This window comes from Sphingobium sp. DC-2 (genome assembly GCF_000722555.1).
Taxonomy (GTDB): Bacteria; Pseudomonadota; Alphaproteobacteria; order Sphingomonadales; family Sphingomonadaceae; genus Sphingobium; species Sphingobium quisquiliarum.
Window position 1 is genome coordinate 68,901 of sequence record NZ_JNAC01000122.1, and the last position, 17,778, is coordinate 86,678.

Genomic DNA, 17,778 nt, shown 5'->3' on the forward strand with positions numbered 1-17,778 from the left:
GCGGCGGCGGCTGGCGGCCGGGCGCGCGATGGGCGCTCGCCAGTCACGGCGGCGCAACCTGGCCGCGCGTTGGCGCGCTGCCTGACAAGCCTAGCCAGGGCGAGAGCGGTGCACTCCCGGCGCACAAGCGGCCGACCATGCGCGAGATGGGACGACGCAGCGAGGCCGCCGACAATCCGTTCAAGGCAATGCCGCCCGACGAAGGCGCGCGCGGCGATGCGCCCGTCGCTGCCGCCCTCATCGGGACATGGGCGCGGCCGACCATCCTGGTCGAACGTGTCGGCCAGCGCGATGTCGTCACCGCCGCCTGTCCGCAAGCGCTGGACCTCGGCTTACGCCCCGGCATGGCAGCCGCGCACGCCCGCGCGCTCGTCGCCGAGCTCGATGTGCGCGACGCTGAGCCCAAGAACGATCGCGGCGTGCTCGACCGCCTCGCGCTGCATGCGGTCGGGCACTGGACACCGACCGCCAGTGTCGCCGGAGCCGATGGCCTGTGGCTCGACCTCACGGGCACGACCCACCTGTTCGGTGGTGAGCAGCGCTTCTGCCGACGGCTGCTCCGCTTCCTGCACCGGCTCGGATTTACAGCGACCATCGCAATCGCCGGCTCGCCTGGCGCGGCGCATGCGCTCGCACGCTACGGCGGCGAACGCGTCACTATCCTCCCGCCCAGCACCGAGACCCAGGCGATTGCCGACCTGCCGCTGGCGGCGCTGCGGCTTGAGCCCGACACCCTGGCTTCTGCGGCACGCTTCGGGCTGGAGCGGGTGGCCGATCTCTATCCGATCGCGCGCGGACCACTTGCCCGGCGGCTGGGCATGAAGACCGTCGCCCGACTCGACCAAGCCCGCGGGCTGGTGGCCGAGCCGATCGTGCCGGTGATGCCGTTTGAGGTGCCGCGCGTCGAGCGCCGCTTACTCGAACCGATCGGCACGGCCGAAACGCTCACGCAGGTCATCGGTGACCTCGTCGACGATCTGGTCTGCGTGCTGCAGGCGCGGGGGCTCGGTCTGAGGGCTGCGGTTCTCACCTGCGTTGGCGTCGATGGAGTCGAACAGCGGATCGGGCTCGGCGCCGCCAAGGCGACGCGGGAGGCCAAGCATCTCAAGCGGATGCTCGCCATGCGGGTCGAGCGGATCGAACCCGATCTCGGTATCGAGGTGATGTCGCTCTCGGCACCGCGGGTCGAGGATTTGATGCCCGTGTCGCTCGGCGCTGGGCTTGCCGAGCCCCGCGTTCCCGATCTGGCGCCGCTGGTCGACCAGCTCACCGTCCGCGCTGGTGATGGAGCGCTGTTCCGCATCGGGGCGCAGGAAAGCGACGTACCCGAGCGCGCCACGCTGCGCGCCGCCGCGCTGGCGTGCCCGGCGGGCTGGCCAAAGTGGAAGCGGCCGGCGCGACTGCTGCGCCGCCCTGAGCTGCTGTCCAGCGTCGTGGCGCTGCTCCCTGATCATCCGCCGCGCCGGTTCGTCTGGCGCGGCCAGCCCTATCGCGTGGTCGCCGGCGATGGCCCCGAGCGCATCCACGGCGAATGGTGGCGAACCGAGCGCGAAATGTGGGCGGTCCGCGACTATTTCCGGGTCGAGGTTGAGGGCGGCGAACGCTTTTGGCTGTTCCGTCGCGGCGATGGCGTCGAAGGCAGCACCGGCGATCTGAGCTGGTACATGCACGGGCTGTTCGGCTGATGGCGACCTACGTCGAACTTCAGGTCACGAGCCATTTCTCGTTCCTGCGCGGCGCGTCTTCGCCGGAGGAGCTGTTCTCGGCCGCCGCGCTGCTAGGTTACAAGGCGCTGGGCCTGACCGATTGGGGCGGCGTGCCCGGCGTCGTGCGCGGCTGGCGCGGCCAGAAAGCGACCGGCGTCCGGATGATTGCCGGAGCGCGGCTCGATCTGACCGATGGCCGCGCGTTGCTGGTCTATCCGACAGATCGGGCGGCGTGGCCGCGGCTCACGCGGCTGCTTTCGGTCGGCAAGGCGCGCGGCGGCAAGGGCTGCTGCATTCTCGACTGGAGCGATGTCGTCGCGCATGCCGAGGGACTGATCGCGGTCCTTGTGCCGGACGTGCCCGACGACACCACCGCCGGGCAACTCGCCGAGCTGCACGAGACGTTCGGGCCGCGTGGCTATTTAGCCCTGTCACTGCGTCGCCGCCCCGATGATGCCCAGCGCCTGTTCGAACTGGATAAGCTGGCCCGGCGCACCGGCACGCGCAGCGTCGCGACCGGCGACGTGCTGTACCACACACCGGCGGCGCGGCCGCTGCAGGACGTGATGACCGCGATCCGTGAGAAGACCACGATCGACGCGCTCGGCTTCCGCCGCGAGCGGTTCATGGATCGTGACCTAAAGTCGCCCCAGGAAATGGAACGGCGGTTTGCCGCATTTCCCGATGCCATTCGGGCAAGCGCCGACATCGCCGCGCAATGCACATTCGACCTCGGCGAAATCCAGTATCAATATCCTTATGAGCAAGCCATGGCCGGCCGTAGCGCTCAGGAGGCGCTGACCTTTCTGACCGAGGAGGCGGCCGCCCGCGCATTTCCCGAGGGCCTGCCGCAACGTTATCGCGATCAGATTACCCATGAGCTGCGATTGATCGATCAGCTCGGTTACGCGCCCTATTTCTTGACCGTCAACTCGATCGTTGCGGAAAGCCGCCGCCGCGGCATTCTGTGCCAGGGTCGCGGGTCGGCCGCCAATAGCTGTGTCTGCTACCTGCTCGGCATCACGTCGATCGATCCGATCAAGCATGAGCTGCTGTTCGAGCGTTTCGTGTCGGGCGAGCGCAAGGAACCACCCGATATAGACGTCGATTTCGAGCACGAGCGCCGCGAAGAGATCATCCAATGGATTTATGAGACCTACGGCCGCGACCGCTCGGCGCTGACTGCCGTCGTGACCCGCTTTCGAACGCGCGGCGCGGTGGCAGAAGTCGGCAAGGCACTGGGGCTCCCTCGCGATCTTACCAAGTTGCTGACCGGCCTCGTCTGGGGCTGGTCGGTCGACGGCATCACCGACGAGCAGATCGCCAGCCTCAACCTCAACGCCGAGGACCATCGGCTGAAGCTCACCCTGCTCCTCGCCCGCCAGCTCATCGGTACGCCGCGGCACCTGTCGCAGCATCCAGGCGGCTTCGTACTCACGCAGGACCGGCTGGACGATCTCGTGCCGATTGAACCGGCGCGGATGGAGGACCGGCAGATCATCGAATGGGACAAGGACGACATCGACGAGCTGAAGTTCATGAAAGTCGACGTGCTGGGTCTCGGCATGCTGGGTTGCATGAATCGCGCCTTCAATCTGCTGCGGGACTGCAAGGGCATCGAGATTGGTATGGCCGACCTGCAGGATGACGACCCCGACGTCTATGCGATGATTCAGAAGGCGGACACGCTCGGCGTCTTCCAGATCGAGAGCCGTGCGCAAATGTCGATGCTGCCGCGGATCAAGCCCAAGGAGTTCTACGATCTCGTGATTGAGGTCGCCATCGTCCGGCCTGGCCCGATCCAGGGCGACATGGTCCATCCCTATCTTCGGCGCCGCGAGGGCAAGGAAAAGCCTGAATATCCGAAGCCCGAACTGCGCGCCGTGCTCGAGAAAACCCTGGGCGTGCCGTTGTTTCAGGAGCAGGCGATGAAGGTCGCCATCGTAGGAGCGGGCTTTACCCCGGCCGAAGCCGATCAACTACGCCGTGCGATGGCGACCTTCAAGCTGACCGGTGGCGTCAGCCACTTCTATGACAAGCTGGTCGGCGGAATGGTCGAGCGCGGCTATCCCAGGGACTTCGCCGAGCGGACATTCAAGCAGATCGAGGGGTTCGGCAGCTACGGTTTCCCCGAAAGCCACGCCGCCTCTTTCGCCAAGATCGTCTATGCGAGCTGCTGGATGAAGCACCATCATCCGGACGTCTTTTGCGCGGCGCTGCTCAACGCTCAGCCGATGGGGTTCTATGCGCCCGCGCAGATCGTCGCCGACGCGCGTAAGCATGGTGTCGAGGTCCGGCCGGTGTCCATCAACGCTAGTCATTGGGACTGCACGCTCGAGCACGGCAGCGGCGACTACGGGGCGGTGCGGCTCGGGTTCCGGCAGGTGCGCGGGCTCGCCAATGTCCATGGCGCGGCGATCGTCGGCGCGCGCGGGCCGGCGCCATTCGAGAGCGTCGAGGAGGTGTGGCGCCGGGCCGGTGTGCCCCGCGCCGCGATCGAGCGGCTCGCAGAGGCCGACGCGTTCCACTGCATCGCGCATAACCGGCGCCAGGGATTATGGAAGGTAAAGGGTCTCGGCGAGGCACCGCTACCGTTGTTCGCCGCGGCTGACGAGCGGGAAGCGAAATTCTCGCCGGAGGGCTTGGAGCCCGTGGTCGCTCTCCGACCGATGACCGACGGCCGCGAGGTGGTCGAGGACTATCGCTCAACCCAGCTTTCGTTGCGGGGGCATCCCGTCAGCTTCCTGCGCGACCAGCTCGATAGGATGAAGGTCGTGCGGTGCGCCGATCTCGCCGCTATCCGCGACGGGCGCAATGTCGAGGTCGCCGGCGTCATCCTCGTGCGCCAGCGCCCCGGCTCGGCCAAGGGCGTGCTGTTCGTGACGATCGAGGACGAGACCGGCATCGCCAACGGCATCCTGTGGCCTGACCGGTTCGACATCTACCGGCGTCCGGTGATGTCCGCATCGATGATCGCGATGCGCGGTCGGCTGCAGAAGGAGGGCGAGGTCATCCACATCATCTGCGACCGCATCACGGACCACGACGAGTTGCTGAGGTCCGTTGGCCGCATGGACTTCCGTTTTCCGGCCGGCCATGCCGACGGGGCGAAGAACGGTGGTGGCCCCGATCCGCGTGACCCGCATTTTGCGCGCGCCCGCACGCTCGCCTCGGCGCCGTTCGGAACCGCGATCGACGAAGCCGAGGTTCTGCCCATCCGCAGCCATGACTTCCACTGACAGGACCGCACCCTGCCAGGGCCGCGGTGATCATGGGCTTTGATCATCCGCAGACCGGATGTGCGGTAGCGCCGCCTCAACCGCTGTTCTGGCGCCGCTGAGATAGCTCCTCCACATCGGCTTACCCTCGAACTTGATATTCTCGGGATGCCCATCAAGACGGCAAAGGGCACGAGCCGCCGCTTCGATCGCGCGTTCAAGATCAGGCATTGAAACTCTCCTGCCACGGCGAGAGCGCGCGCTGACCACGCGGAAAAGACCCGGCCCAGGCGTCGCTCTCATCGCCTAAGCCATTTCGAACACTGTCGTGGACTCCATCCCTCTGACGGGTGCGATCGCGATCTACGCCGTGCGGCAAATCGGCCGGGTCGCCGGCTGAACCCGGGAGCTCGCAGCGCCGAAAACAAGGCGCGCGCCGGCTTCCTGACCACGGCGAGATTGCCGAAACCGGGCTGAGATATGTCAGCGCAGCTAGCAGACGGCGTCTCCATAGCAATGCTCGCGCGATGCTTTGCAAACAAGAGCAGGTGCCGAGTGACGACGATAGGCCGCAACAACTTGCCGGTTCGAAGGGGCAGCGAAGCACTGCCGTCCCGTCCGAAAGCACTTCGCCGTACTCGGCAGCACGCGTTGTGAAATCCGAACTTTAACTCACAAACGGAGGATGGACGATGCGGAAACACCTAATCATCTCGACAGCCCTCGGCGCCCTCGCCATTTCGGCGTGGTCGAGCGCCGCGGCGGCCCAGGCTTCTGCAGCCAGTCAGCAAACGCAGCCGCAGACTTCGACTCAAGCGGCTCCGCCGGGCGGAGCCCAAGCGCAGTCGAATCCCACCAATCCACCCGAGGCGCAGCGGGACAAGCTCGTCGACGAGGCGGTCGCCGCGGTGCGCGAGACGCAGAACGCGTTGACCGCAATCGACCAGAACAAGAACGACGACGCGATCGCGGCGCTGGAGCGCGCGACCGGCAAGCTCGAGATCGTCCTCGCCCGCACACCGACGCTTGCGCTCGCTCCGGTCGATGTGAGCGTCGTGACGCACGACGTGATCGGAACCCCGGCCGACGTCGAGAAAATCCGCGGAGAGGTGGGCGCCGCGATCGCCCAAGGTCGCCTGCAGCTGGCGCGCAAGCTCATCTCCGACCTGGGTTCCGAAACGGTCGTGAACATCAGCAAGCTCCCGCTCGGCACCTACCCCGCCGCACTCAAGCAGGCGGCCGCGCTGCTGCACCAGGGCAAGCCGCAGGAGGCCAAGGCGGTCCTTCAGACCGCACTGGGCACGATCGTGATCGACCAGATCGTGATCCCGCTCCCTCTCGTTCGCGCGCAGCTCGCGCTCGAGGACGCGCGCAGCCTGCTCGAGAAAAGGAAGCGGACCGATGCGGAAAGCGCCCGCATGCGCCAGCTGTTGGGAACGGCCCGCACGCAGCTCCAGCTCGGCAAGGCGCTGGGCTATGCCACTGACAGCGAGATGACCGACCTGATCGCCTCGGTCGACGATCTCGAGCGTAAGACCGCCGGCTCGCAATACGCCAAGGGGTTGCTCGATCCCTTTGGTCCCAAGTTCGACGAGGCCAGGCGGTCGAGCCAGCGCCCGCGCTAGGCAGCGCTCAGCATTCGATCGTCTCCCGCGCGGCGGGCTGGTCACCACAAGCACAAGGGGGCGTTCAACTTGGCGAACGCCCCACGGGAGGTAACATGTTGCGCCAGCCCGCCAGCGCACGCGGCGCGTTCGAGGCCCTCGATCGTCTAGCCATCAACACGATCCGTACGCTCGCCATGGATGCCGTCGAGAAGGCGCAGTCCGGCCATCCCGGCACCCCGATGGCGCTGGCGCCAGTGGGCCACACGCTGTGGGCGCAGTTCCTGCGGATCGATCCCGACGTGCCGGACTGGCCCAATCGAGACCGTTTCGTGCTCTCGGTTGGGCATGCCTCCATGCTTCTCTACGCGCTTATCCACCTCGCCGGCATCAAGGAGGTCGATGCGGAAGGCAGGGCTACTGGCCTGCCTGCGGTGAGCCTCGACGACATCAAGAACTTTCGCCAGTTGGGCTCAAGGACGCCGGGCCACCCCGAGTACCGGGTGACGACCGGCGTCGAGACCACGACTGGCCCACTCGGCCAGGGCTGCGGCAATTCCGTCGGAATGGCGGTCGCCGAACGCTGGCTCGCCCAGCACTTCAATCGCGATGGCTTCACCCTCTTTGACCATGACGTCTACGTGCTGTGTGGCGACGGCGACATGATGGAGGGCGTGTCGGGCGAGGCGGCAAGTCTCGCCGGACATCTCAAGCTTTCCAACCTCTGCTGGATTTACGATTCGAACCGTATCAGCATCGAGGGCCATACCGACCTCGCCTTCACCGAGGATGTGGGCAAGCGCTTCCAGTCCTATGGCTGGAACGTGCTCCACGTCGACGACGCCAACGATACTGAGGCGTTCGCGCAGGCAATCGAAAGCTTCAAGGCGACCGACGACCGACCCACCTTCGTCGTCGTCCACTCGATCATCGGCTGGGGCAGCCCCAAGGCGGACAGCGAGAAGGCTCACGGCGAACCGCTTGGTGCCGACGCGATCGTCGCCACCAAGAAGGCGTATGGCTGGCCGGAGGACAAGACCTTCTACGTGCCCGACGGCGTCGCCCAGCGCTTCAACGAGGCGATCGCTTCGCGCGGGCGCCCGCTGCGCGAGGAGTGGGAGGAGACCTTCGCCGGCTATCGTGAGACCTATCCCGGCATGGCGGCCGAGCTGGACGCGATGCGCAAGGGCGCGCTGCCGCCGGGCTGGGAGACGGGCCTGCCGAGCTTCGACCCGGATCCCAAGGGCGTCGCCTCGCGCGATTCCGCCGGCAAAGTGCTGAATGCGCTCGCCGGCAACGTGCCCTGGCTGGTGGGCGGATCGGCCGACCTGTCGCCGTCCACCAAGACCGACCTAAAGAAATTCGGCTCGTTCCAGGCGGACAATCCTGGCGGGCGCACGATACACTTCGGCGTGCGCGAGCATGCGATGGGCGCGATCGCCAACGGAATGGCGCTGTCCTACATCAAGCCCTTTGCCGCCACGTTCCTCGTCTTCGCCGACTATATGCGAGCGCCGGTCCGGCTTGCGGCGATCATGGAGCTGCCCGTCACCTTTGTCTTTACGCACGATTCCATCGGGGTCGGCGAGGACGGCCCGACCCACCAGCCGATCGAGCATCTGGCGACACTGCGCGCGATGCCCGGGCTCGACACCATCCGCCCGGGCGATGCGAACGAGGCGGCCGAGGCGTGGAAACTTGCCGTCCGCCAGACCCGTCGGCCGAGCGCGCTGATCCTCTCGCGCCAAGCGCTGCCGACCCTCGACCGGAGCCGCTATGCCGCCGCCGCCGGGGTCGCGAGGGGCGCGTACATCCTTGCCGGCGCCGATGATCCGGAGCTCATCCTGATCGGCACCGGGAGCGAGCTGAGCCTTGTGGTCAGCGCCTATGAGAAGCTGGCAGCGGAGGGCGTACGGGCACGCGTCGTGTCGATGCCGAGCTGGTCCCGCTTCGAGGAGCAGGACGACGCCTACAAGGAGTCGGTCCTAACCCCCGGCATAGAGGCGCGCCTGGCGGTGGAGCAGGGCGGCGCGATCGGGTGGGACCGCTATGTCGGTGCTCGCGGTCGAACAATCACGATGTCGACGTTCGGGGCGTCTGCCCCGCTTGCCAAACTCCAGGAGAAGTTCGGCTTCACCGTCGACCATGTGGTCGAGGCAGCGCGCTCGATGATCTTGCAGGAGGCGTGACGATGGCGAGCCGGGTCAGGAAGCTGCACGATTTTGGCCAGGCGCCCTGGTTGGACTTTGTCGACCGCCGCTTCCTCAAGGAAGGTGGGCTGCAAAGGCTCGTCGAGGAAGACGGCGTCACCGGCGTGACCTCCAATCCATCCATCTTCGAGAAGGCGATCGCGCATGGCGATGCCTACGACGCGCAACTCCTGGCTCTTCTCCAGAGCCGGCCCGGCACGAGCATCACCCAAGCCTATGAGGCGCTCGCGGTTCAGGACATCCAAGACGCGGCCGACACGCTGCAGCCGGTCTATGACCGGCTGAACGGGAGGGACGGCTACGTCAGTCTCGAGGTCTCCCCCTATCTCGCTGAGAGCACTGAGGAGACGGTCGCGGAAGCACAGCGGCTGTGGCGACAGATCGACCGTCCCAACCTGATGATCAAAGTGCCCGGTATCCAGGCGGGTGTCCCTGCCATCCGCCAGCTGATCGAAGATGGCATTAACATCAACGTGACGCTGCTGTTCGGCCAGCAGAGCTATGCCGCGGTTGCGATGGCCTTCGTGGAGGGGTTGGAAGCACGGCTCGCCCAAGGCCAGCCGATCGACCGTATCGCAAGCGTGGCGAGCTTCTTCGTCAGTCGGATCGATGCCGCGATCGACAGGAAAATTGCCGAACGCCTGAAAAGCGCTGACGCGGAGGCCGAGGCGCTGAGGGGACTGCGCGGACAGGTCGCCATCGCCAACGCCAAGCTCGCCTATCAATGGTATCTCGGCTTCGTAGCTTCGGAACGCTGGCAGGCGCTCGCGGAGCGCGGGGCGATGCCGCAGAGGCTCCTCTGGGCCTCCACCGGCACCAAGGATCCGAGCTACCCCGACACCCTTTACGTAGACAACCTGATCGGGCCGGAAACCGTCAACACGTTGCCGCCCAAGACGATGGACGCCTTCCGTGATCATGGTACGCTCGCGCCGTCCCTGACCGCCGAAGTGGAAAGCGCGCGTCGGACTCTCCGCGAGGTAGACCGTCTCGGGCTCGACTTGCCGGCCGTCGCGGACGAGCTCGTGCGAGACGGCGTGAAGCAGTTCGCCGACGCAGCCGATGCGCTCCTTGGTGCCGTTGCTGCAAAGCGCTCCGCCATTGTCGGAGACGGGCTGAACAGCATGCATGAGGCACTGCCGCCGGAGCTCGACGAGGCGGTAGAGGCGCGGCTCGAGCGTATGCGTCAGGAAAGCTGGTCCAGACGGCTATGGGCAGGCGATGCCACGCTATGGACCGGCGGCGAGGAAGCCAAGTGGCTCGGGTGGCTTGCCGCAGGCAAGGGCGAGCAGATCGACCCCGAGGCATTGAAGGCTCTCGGCGCTCAGGCAGCCCAGTATCGGTCCGCGGTGCTCCTCGGCATGGGCGGGTCGAGCCTCGGCCCGGAGGTCTTGGCCGAGATCGTGGGGCCACGGAGCGGCAGCCCGATGATGCATGTGCTCGATTCCACCGATCCGAAGCAAATCGCCGCAGTGGCGGCGGCGATCGACCCCGAGCACACGCTGTTCATCGTTGCCTCCAAGTCGGGCTCGACGATGGAGCCGGAACTGCTGCGCGCCTATTTCTGGAATCTGGCGGGCCAGGACGGCAGTCGCTTCATCGCCATTACCGACCCGGGATCGCGCCTGGCAAAGATCGCGCACGATCATGGCTACGCGGGCGTCTTCCTGGGCGATCCAGCGATTGGCGGCCGCTATTCGGTTCTGAGCGTCTTCGGAATGGTGCCCGCAGCCGTGATGGGCATGGACGTGGCCGAGTTCCTCGCCAGGGTTGCGCCGATGGTGCAGAGCTGCGCGCCCGACGCGCCGCCCGCCTTCAATCCTGGCGTGCGGCTCGGTGCGATCCTGGGGGAAGCGGCGAACCGCGGGCGCGACAAGGTGACGGTGCTGACCTCGCCCGCGCTTCGGGCATTCGGAGCGTGGCTCGAACAGCTGTTGGCCGAGTCCACCGGAAAGCAGGGCAGGGGCATCGTTCCCGTCGACCTGGAACCGCCGGTACCGCCGGCGCACTATGGATCAGACCGCCTCTTCGTGCTGCTGTCGCTCACGGGCGACGATGACACCAGGCTCGACGCCCATGCCGATGCGCTCGTTACCTCAGGCCAACCGGTCGTGCGGATCGCGCTCTCGTCAAAGGAAATGATCGGGCAGGAGTTCTTTCGTTGGGAGATCGCTACCGCGGTCGCCGGCGCGGTGATCGGGATCGACCCTTTCGATCAGCCCGACGTCGAGGATGCCAAGATCAGGACGCGGGTGCTGATCGACGCCTACGAAGCCACCGGGAGCCTGGCGCCCGAGACACCATTTTTCGAGGATGGCAGGGTGGCTTTCTTCGGGCCCGCCGACCGAGGCCATTACGGCGACAACGCGGTCCAGATCCTGCGCACCCATTTAGCGCGTCCCGGCCCCGGCGATTATGTAGGGTTCCTTCTCTACGTCGAACGCAACCCGGCGAACGAGGCTCTCGTTGCATGCATGCGCGAACGGGTCGTGAAGGCGCGACACGTCGCCACCGTCGCGGGCTTCGGGCCGCGTTTCCTCCACTCGACTGGTCAGGCGTACAAGGGAGGGCCGCGCTCGGGAGTGTTTCTCGAGATCACCCGCACGCCCGATACCGACGTCCCGATCCCAGGACGCAAAGCCAGCTTCGGCACGGTCCAGCTCGCCCAAGCGCGAGGCGATCTCGACGTGCTCGCCAGCCGGGGCCAGCGCGTCCTGCGGGTCCACCTCCAAAGCGCCAGTCTGAGCGACCTTGAAGAATTGCTCGACGAAGCACTCCGGAATTGAGCGGGAGCCTGGAAATATGCGGATCGGAATGATCGGCCTCGGCCGCATGGGAGGCAACATCGCCCGTCGGCTTCAACGCTCCGGACATCAGCCAGTGGTCTTCGACCGCAATCCCGACGCGGTGGCGGAACTCGAGCTTGAAGGATTCGAGCCGGCTGGCTCGCTTGAGGAAATCAAGAAGAAGCTGGGCGCGGAGGCAGTCTTCTGGGTCATGCTGCCCGCGGGCGAGCCGACCGAGAATACGATCCAGATCCTCCGCACGATCGCCGAACCTGGCGACGTCGTCATCGATGGCGGCAACAGTTTCTACAAGGACGATATCCGCCGGGCGAAGCTGCTGGCCGACAAGGGCATCCACTATATCGATGTCGGCACCTCGGGAGGCGTGTGGGGCCTCGAGCGCGGCTATTGCATGATGATCGGCGGACCGAAGGAGGCCGTCGACCATCTCGATCCAATTTTCGACGCGCTCGCGCCGGGCATCGGTACCATTCCGCGGACGCCGAACCGGATGGAGCATGAGGGAGAGGATGCGCGCGCGGAGAAGGGCTATATCCACGCCGGACCTGCCGGCGCCGGTCACTTCGTCAAGATGGTGCACAACGGCATCGAATACGGCCTGATGCAGGCATATGCCGAAGGCTTCGACATCTTGAAGTCGAAGCAGTCCAGCAAGCTCCCCGAGGAAGAGCGCTACGTTCTCAATCTCACCGACATCGCCGAGGTGTGGCGGCGAGGGTCTGTCATATCCTCCTGGCTTCTGGACCTCACCGCCGCGGCGCTCGCCAAGGATCAGATGCTCTCGCAGTTCTCGGGGCGGGTTGCGGATTCGGGCGAGGGGCGCTGGACCGTCGAGGCGGCCATGGAAGAGGCGGTTCCCGCTGTGGTCCTTACGGCTGCGCTGTTCGCCCGATATCGGAGCCGGGTCGAGCACACATTCGCCGACCAGGTGCTTTCGGCGATGCGCTTCGGGTTCGGCGGGCATGTCGAGATACCGCAGTGAATGGAGTGACCGTGCCGGGGCGCCCGGCGACGATCGTCATCTTCGGCGCGACAGGAGACCTCACCCGCAGGCTGCTGGTTCCGGCGCTGGCCAACCTCTGCTTCGACGGACTCTTGAGCGAAGAGCTCAACGTCATCGGCATAGCCCTTCGGGATGGCGATGATGAAAGTCTGCGCGTGAGCCTCGATGAGTTCGCGCCGCAGACACAGTGCTGGCAACGATTGCGCCAGCGGACCAGCTACCTCCCCGGCGACTTCACGCTTGAGACTGTCTACGACAGGCTCAAGCAGCGGCTGGGCGAAGGCGACGCCGCATTCTATCTGGCCACGCCGCCGCAGTTCTTCGGGGTCATCGTGGACAGGCTCGCCGACGCCGGCCTCACCGAGGAACATGACGGCGGCTTTCGGCGGGTGGTGATCGAGAAGCCCTTCGGTCACGACCTCGAGTCCGCACGGGCTCTCAACCAGCGGATCTTGTCGCGGGTAAACGAGAGCCAAGTTTACCGGATCGATCATTTCCTGGGGAAGGAAACCGTCCAGAACATCCTGGTCGCCCGGTTCGGCAACGCCTGGCTGGAGGCGGTATGGAACCACCGGTATGTCGACCACATCCAGATTTCAGCCGCCGAAGCGATCGGCATCGGCACCCGCGGGGCGTTCTACGACACAACCGGTGCGCTCCGGGACATGGTTCCCAACCACCTGATGCAGCTTTTGTCGATGATCGCCATGGAGCCGCCAAACAGCTTCGACGCCGAGGTCATCCGCGACGAAAAGGCAAAGCTGCTTCGGGCCGTCCGTCGCATTACCCCGGATGAGGCGCGGAGCGACGCGGTGCGGGGCATGTACGCAGCCGGCCAGGTCAACGGCCAGATGATCCCCGCCTATCGCGAGACGCCGCACGTGGACCCGAACACCGCCACCGAAACTTATGTGGCGCTCAAGCTCATGGTCGACACCTGGCGCTGGACAGGCGTGCCCTTCTATCTGCGCACGGGAAAGGCGCTCGCCGCACGGGACACCGAAATCGTGGTGACCTTCAACCCGGTGCCCTATGCGACGTTTCGGGAGACTCCGGTCGCTCATCTCCCGGCCAATCAGCTCGTGTTCCAGATCCAGCCGCACGAAGGGATCGACCTTGGTTTCCTGGTCAAACGGCCGGGTCCGCAAGTGGAGGCGGTCCCCGTAGCGCTCGACTTTGCTTATGCAGAGAAGTTCGCCGTCGCGCACCGGACAGGGTACGAAACCCTCCTGTATGACATGATGATGGGCGATCAGACGCTATTCCAGCGTGCCGACCAGATCGAGGCGGGATGGGCCGTTGTGCAGCCGATCCTGGACGCCTGGGCTCGTGGCGAGGGAGTGCTGGAGGAATATACGCCAGGCACTTCCGGACCTCGCGCCGCCGACGCACTGATCGCCCGCGATGGCCGGCAATGGCACGCATTGGGTCGATAAATGGAACCGAACGAACTCCGGTCAGAAAGGGAGGCAGGACAAGGCCGGCACCTTTTTCCGCGAAGGTTCGGATCGCCCCAAGCCGCGCTGACGCTGGATCGGCTACCGCGCTGGACTCCACGCGACAGGCGGGCTCCGAGTGGCATTTCAGTAGTCGCCCTACCGCTCGTACAGATAATAGCGGTCTGTTGCCGTAAGATCGTGCGCGAGCTCATACACGATCGGCTCACCAGTCGGGATCTCGATCGTGGGGATCTCATCGTCGGGGATGCCAGACAGATGCTTCACCAGCGCGCGCAGCGAATTGCCGTGCGCCGAGATCACGACTCTTCTGCCGGCCTTGAGCTCCGGCGCGATCCTTGCCTCCCAATAGGGCAGCACGCGCCCTATCGTCTCCTTCAGGCTCTCGGCGTTCGGAATTGCGATGCCGGCGTAGCGGCGATCGCCGGTGACATCATAGGGTCCCCCTGGCTGCTGCGGCGGCGGCGGGATGTCAAACGATCGGCGCCAGATCTTCACTTGCTCCGCTCCGTGCCTGGCTGCGGTCGCTGCCTTGTCGAGGCCGGTGAGCCCGCCATAATGGCGCTCGTTCAGACGCCAGTCCTTTTCGACGGGCAACCACAACCGCCCCATCGCCTCGAGCGCCAGGTTGAGCGTCTTGATCGCACGCGTCTGGAGGCTCGTGAAGCAGAGGTCGAAGTCCAGCCCCTTTGCCGCCATCAGCTCGCCGGCCGCTTTCGCCTCAATCTCGCCCTGCCGCGTCAGGTCCACGTCCCACCAGCCCGTGAAGCGGTTCTCAAGGTTCCAGACCGACTGGCCGTGGCGGATCAGCACGAGCGTGGGCAAGGGGTTCTCCAACGGACATTGCGAGCTGAACGGACGTCTCTCCGCTCCGCGATCCGGCGTCCCGCAGGTTTCACACGCCGTGCCCGAGGCTTGCGATCATCGCGGCCAGCTCAGACCCTTCCGGGATTTCCTCGCGGCCCGCGGCCCGCACAATCAGACGGTTCACGAAATCGAGCTTGAGCATGATGCCGGGACTGAGACGAAAGGGATAGAGATCCGGTTGCCCCATTGCCCGGTTTACCGCGTTGAGCGCGAAAGATATTGGTATCCACCGTTCAACGAGCGTCGCCGTTGCGACACGATACGCATCGATGTCCGGGCGCGGTGCGCGATTGCCTTCCAGCCCCACACCGAACTCCGCCATCGCTCCGAGCGTGTCGACGATGTGCAGGTAATGAGCGAACGTCTCGGCAAAATCTTCCCAGGGATGCGCAGTTGCATACGCGCTGACATGCTCATCAGCCCAGCCGAGTGCCGGACGGCCGGCATAGTAGCGCTGGACCGCTGCAGCATAATCGATGCGCTCGTCACCGAACAGTGCGCGGAAGGGATCGTGCATGTCGGTGCCGGCGACGAGCCGGTACCAATAATAGTGGCCGATCTCGTGTCGAAAATGACCTAGAAGGGTGCGGTAGGGCTCGCCCATTTGCTGGCGTATGCGCTCCCGCGCCGCGTCGTCCGCTTCGATCACGTTTAGCGTGATGACACCGCCGGCATGGCCGGTGAGAAGTTGAGGGACATAGCCGTTTTCGGCGGCGGCATCGTACAAGAAATCGAAGGCGAGCCCGTCGCTGCGCTCGGCCTTGGTCTCGAGGGGCAGGCCGAGCTTGATCGCACCGCGGATCATGCGCCGCTTGGCCTCTTCGATCCGCCGCCAGCGTTGAAGGACACCGCGCACCGCGAGATCGGGGATCATGCGATTGTGCCGGCAGGCGCGGCACATTGATCCGGTCGGACCGAGCACTTCAGCGCCCTTCTCATCTGCCAGCCAGTTGCACGCGCCGTAACGAACATTGGCGCAAGGCTTTGCCGCGGCGGGTGATCCCTCTGCATCGCGCCACTCGCGCGACCTAGGATCGAGATGACGAAAGGCGTCTATGCGCCAGTCATAGCCAACTGGGTGTGCGCAGCTCGGGCAGGCGCTTTCCTCCAGGTGAAGCTGGTGCCGGCAGTTCGGGCAGGGGAAGGCCAAGCGTCAGATCCCTGTTAGCTGCGCGACGGCAGGCCACGTTCAGGTGTCCGCATGGGACGTCTCGATCGGCTCCGCCGTCGCGTTGCCGCAGCACACGGGATGAGGACCCGCGGGCATGCAGCAGGTAGGCACGCCGACCGGGATGAAAACCATTTCCTCCCGTGGCTGAGGTCCCGACCCTCGCGGTGTGTCCCGGCTCTCGTAGGAGAGGCCGTACCGCCGGCAATAGGCCTCGGCGGCTTCACGCGAAGGGAAGCCGAGCTCCAGATGGGCGAGGGGGTCGCTTCCTCCCGTCCAGCCGGTGAGCGGATCGACAAACGGGCGCGACCGCGGGCGGAAACGGAGCCGCCATCGACCCTCACGGGCGCGGCCGCCGGAGCGACCGGCGAGCGGATCGGGTTCGATGATGGCGAATGCGTCCGCCGGCAGCGCGCTTGCGTAGCGTCGCCACGCCGTATCAAACGGCGAAGACACCTCGGTCGCGACGTTATCGTTAGCGAACTCCGCAAGGCGCGGTGTCGGCGCGGGCGGCGTCGCAATGAACGGTGGAAGAGAATCAGCTCTGGTTGCCATTTTTCCGACTCCGAAGCGGGGGGGCGCGGCGGCTCTCGATCGCCTCCGCGGACTTGGGCAGGACGATCGTCAGCACGCCCTTGTTGAACGTCGCTCTTGCCCGGTCCTGCTCAACGCCGCGCGGCAGCCCGATATGGCGCTCGAAGCGACCATAGCTCCGCTCCGAATAGCCACGCTCCTTGTCCTCGGTTTCGGAACGCTTCTCGCCGCTGATCGACAAGACATTGTCGTCGACGCTGATGTCGACGTCCTTCTCATCCATCCCGGGCAGTTCGGCGGTGACGCGGATCTCCTTGTCGGTCTCCGAAAGCTCGATCGTCGGCCACTCGAGGCTGCGACCCCAGCCGCTCGTAGCCGGTACGCCGAAGCCCCGGAAGACGTCGTCGAACAGGCGGTTCACGTCGCGGTGCAGGGACACAAGCGGGTGCTGCTGGTCGGACCTGTCGTCGCTCCGTTCTGGAGCGCGGCTCTCCTGCCGGCCCCAAGGAATGAGATCACGAATTGCCATGATGATTATCCTCCTTTCCTGGCAGGCGTTGGACATGGTCCGTCGGCCGCGCCGCCGAAGCGGCGCGCCGACGGAGCCACATCTATCGCGCGATCAGGCCGCTGCGCTGTTCTCGCCCTTGGGCGCTTCAAGCCGATCGCTGTCGCCGGTCCCGCCGGCGATCTCGATCTTGCGCGGTTTCATGGCCTCGGGGACGACGCGCTTCAGCGCGATCGACAGAAGGCCATTCTCGAACCGGGCGTCGCCGGCCTCGATGAAATCCGCCAGCTGGAAGCGCCGCTCGAACGAGCGGGCAGCGATGCCGCGGTGCAGATACTCGCCCTTCCCGTCATCCTCGGCGCGCTTGCCGGTGACGCTGAGCAGATTCTGCTGAGCGACGATCTCGATGTCCTCCGGGCGGAAGCCGGCCACCGCAAGCGTGATGCGGTAACTGTCCTCGCCTTCCTTGACGATATCGAAGGGAGGGTAGCCATCGTCGTCGCGGGCACCTGCCTCGAGCAGGTTGAACAGACGGTCGAAGCCGACCGTCGATCGCCGATACGGCGCAAAGTCGAAGTTGGTTCTCATCTCCAAATCCTCCTGTGAGCAATCTGGGCATGAGAAGCGTCGGAAACGGAGAGCCGACGCCCTCTATGTCCACCGGACCCGAACGGCGTCCGGCAATCGAAAAACTAG

Annotated in this window: 12 protein-coding genes; 7 read left to right on the top strand and 5 right to left on the bottom strand. The window is 65.7% G+C overall.

What is annotated here, in order from left to right:
• Positions 1-137: 137 nt before the first annotated feature.
• From ET21_RS26150 to zwf, 7 genes are all read left to right on the top strand, one after another.
• On the top strand, positions 138-1,685 hold the full coding sequence (locus ET21_RS26150; RefSeq protein ID WP_051768293.1) for a DUF6504 family protein: 1,548 nt from the start codon (positions 138-140) through the stop codon (positions 1,683-1,685).
• Positions 1,685-4,945 carry an error-prone DNA polymerase gene (locus ET21_RS0121460; protein WP_030541294.1) on the top strand — a complete coding sequence of 1,087 codons (3,261 nt, stop codon included), beginning with the start codon at positions 1,685-1,687 and terminating at the stop codon, positions 4,943-4,945. The genes ET21_RS26150 and ET21_RS0121460 overlap by 1 nt, the downstream gene beginning before the upstream one ends.
• A gap of 671 nt (positions 4,946-5,616) precedes the next feature.
• Positions 5,617-6,549 carry a YfdX family protein gene (locus ET21_RS26155; RefSeq protein WP_051768283.1) on the top strand — a complete coding sequence of 311 codons (933 nt, stop codon included), beginning with the start codon at positions 5,617-5,619 and terminating at the stop codon, positions 6,547-6,549.
• 95 nt (positions 6,550-6,644) lie between these two features.
• Entirely contained in the window at positions 6,645-8,717 is a 2,073-nt protein-coding gene (gene tkt / locus ET21_RS0121470; RefSeq protein WP_030541296.1) for a transketolase, read from the top strand.
• A gap of 2 nt (positions 8,718-8,719) precedes the next feature.
• Positions 8,720-11,524 carry a bifunctional transaldolase/phosoglucose isomerase gene (locus tag ET21_RS0121475; protein ID WP_030541297.1) on the top strand — a complete coding sequence of 935 codons (2,805 nt, stop codon included), beginning with the start codon at positions 8,720-8,722 and terminating at the stop codon, positions 11,522-11,524.
• 16 nt (positions 11,525-11,540) lie between these two features.
• The gene (gnd, locus tag ET21_RS0121480; protein ID WP_030541298.1) at positions 11,541-12,527 is read left to right on the top strand and encodes a phosphogluconate dehydrogenase (NAD(+)-dependent, decarboxylating); all 987 of its coding nucleotides are present in this window, start codon (positions 11,541-11,543) and stop codon (positions 12,525-12,527) included.
• Positions 12,528-12,538: 11 nt separating this feature from the next.
• On the top strand, positions 12,539-13,984 hold the full coding sequence (zwf, locus tag ET21_RS0121485) for a glucose-6-phosphate dehydrogenase (RefSeq protein WP_202807153.1): 1,446 nt from the start codon (positions 12,539-12,541) through the stop codon (positions 13,982-13,984).
• A 159-nt stretch (positions 13,985-14,143) separates the two neighbouring features.
• Here the strand turns inward: zwf and gpmA are convergent, their stop codons facing one another.
• The 5 genes from gpmA to ET21_RS0121510 all read right to left on the bottom strand — a co-directional run bounded on the left by gpmA (position 14,144) and on the right by ET21_RS0121510 (position 17,670).
• Positions 14,144-14,830: a 2,3-diphosphoglycerate-dependent phosphoglycerate mutase gene (gene gpmA / locus ET21_RS0121490; RefSeq protein WP_030541300.1), complete on the bottom strand. Its 687-nt coding sequence runs from the start codon at positions 14,828-14,830 to the stop codon at positions 14,144-14,146.
• A gap of 70 nt (positions 14,831-14,900) precedes the next feature.
• Positions 14,901-16,022: a putative zinc-binding metallopeptidase gene (locus ET21_RS26160; RefSeq protein WP_051768284.1), complete on the bottom strand. Its 1,122-nt coding sequence runs from the start codon at positions 16,020-16,022 to the stop codon at positions 14,901-14,903.
• Between the two features lie 39 nt (positions 16,023-16,061).
• Positions 16,062-16,595 carry an NADH dehydrogenase ubiquinone Fe-S protein 4 gene (locus tag ET21_RS26765; RefSeq protein WP_051768285.1) on the bottom strand — a complete coding sequence of 178 codons (534 nt, stop codon included), beginning with the start codon at positions 16,593-16,595 and terminating at the stop codon, positions 16,062-16,064.
• Positions 16,579-17,103, bottom strand: coding sequence for an Hsp20/alpha crystallin family protein (locus ET21_RS0121505; RefSeq protein WP_030541303.1), 525 nt, complete (start codon positions 17,101-17,103; stop codon positions 16,579-16,581). The genes ET21_RS26765 and ET21_RS0121505 overlap by 17 nt, the downstream gene beginning before the upstream one ends.
• 93 nt (positions 17,104-17,196) lie before the next feature.
• Positions 17,197-17,670, bottom strand: a complete 474-nt coding sequence (locus ET21_RS0121510; protein WP_030541304.1) for an Hsp20 family protein — start codon at positions 17,668-17,670, stop codon at positions 17,197-17,199.
• Positions 17,671-17,778: the final 108 nt, after the last annotated feature.

What these genes read in the sequence shown, in the direction of transcription:
- ET21_RS26150 (WP_051768293.1), top strand. Translation starts at nt 138, where the DNA reads ATGCGCGAGATGGGACGACGCAGCGAGGCCGCCGACAATCCGTTCAAG.
- ET21_RS0121460 (WP_030541294.1), top strand. Translation starts at nt 1,685, where the DNA reads ATGGCGACCTACGTCGAACTTCAGGTCACGAGCCATTTCTCGTTCCTG.
- ET21_RS26155 (WP_051768283.1), top strand. Translation starts at nt 5,617, where the DNA reads ATGCGGAAACACCTAATCATCTCGACAGCCCTCGGCGCCCTCGCCATT.
- tkt (WP_030541296.1), top strand. Translation starts at nt 6,645, where the DNA reads ATGTTGCGCCAGCCCGCCAGCGCACGCGGCGCGTTCGAGGCCCTCGAT.
- ET21_RS0121475 (WP_030541297.1), top strand. Translation starts at nt 8,720, where the DNA reads ATGGCGAGCCGGGTCAGGAAGCTGCACGATTTTGGCCAGGCGCCCTGG.
- gnd (WP_030541298.1), top strand. Translation starts at nt 11,541, where the DNA reads ATGCGGATCGGAATGATCGGCCTCGGCCGCATGGGAGGCAACATCGCC.
- ET21_RS26765 (WP_051768285.1), bottom strand. Translation starts at nt 16,595, where the DNA reads ATGGCAACCAGAGCTGATTCTCTTCCACCGTTCATTGCGACGCCGCCC.
- ET21_RS0121505 (WP_030541303.1), bottom strand. Translation starts at nt 17,103, where the DNA reads ATGGCAATTCGTGATCTCATTCCTTGGGGCCGGCAGGAGAGCCGCGCT.
- ET21_RS0121510 (WP_030541304.1), bottom strand. Translation starts at nt 17,670, where the DNA reads ATGAGAACCAACTTCGACTTTGCGCCGTATCGGCGATCGACGGTCGGC.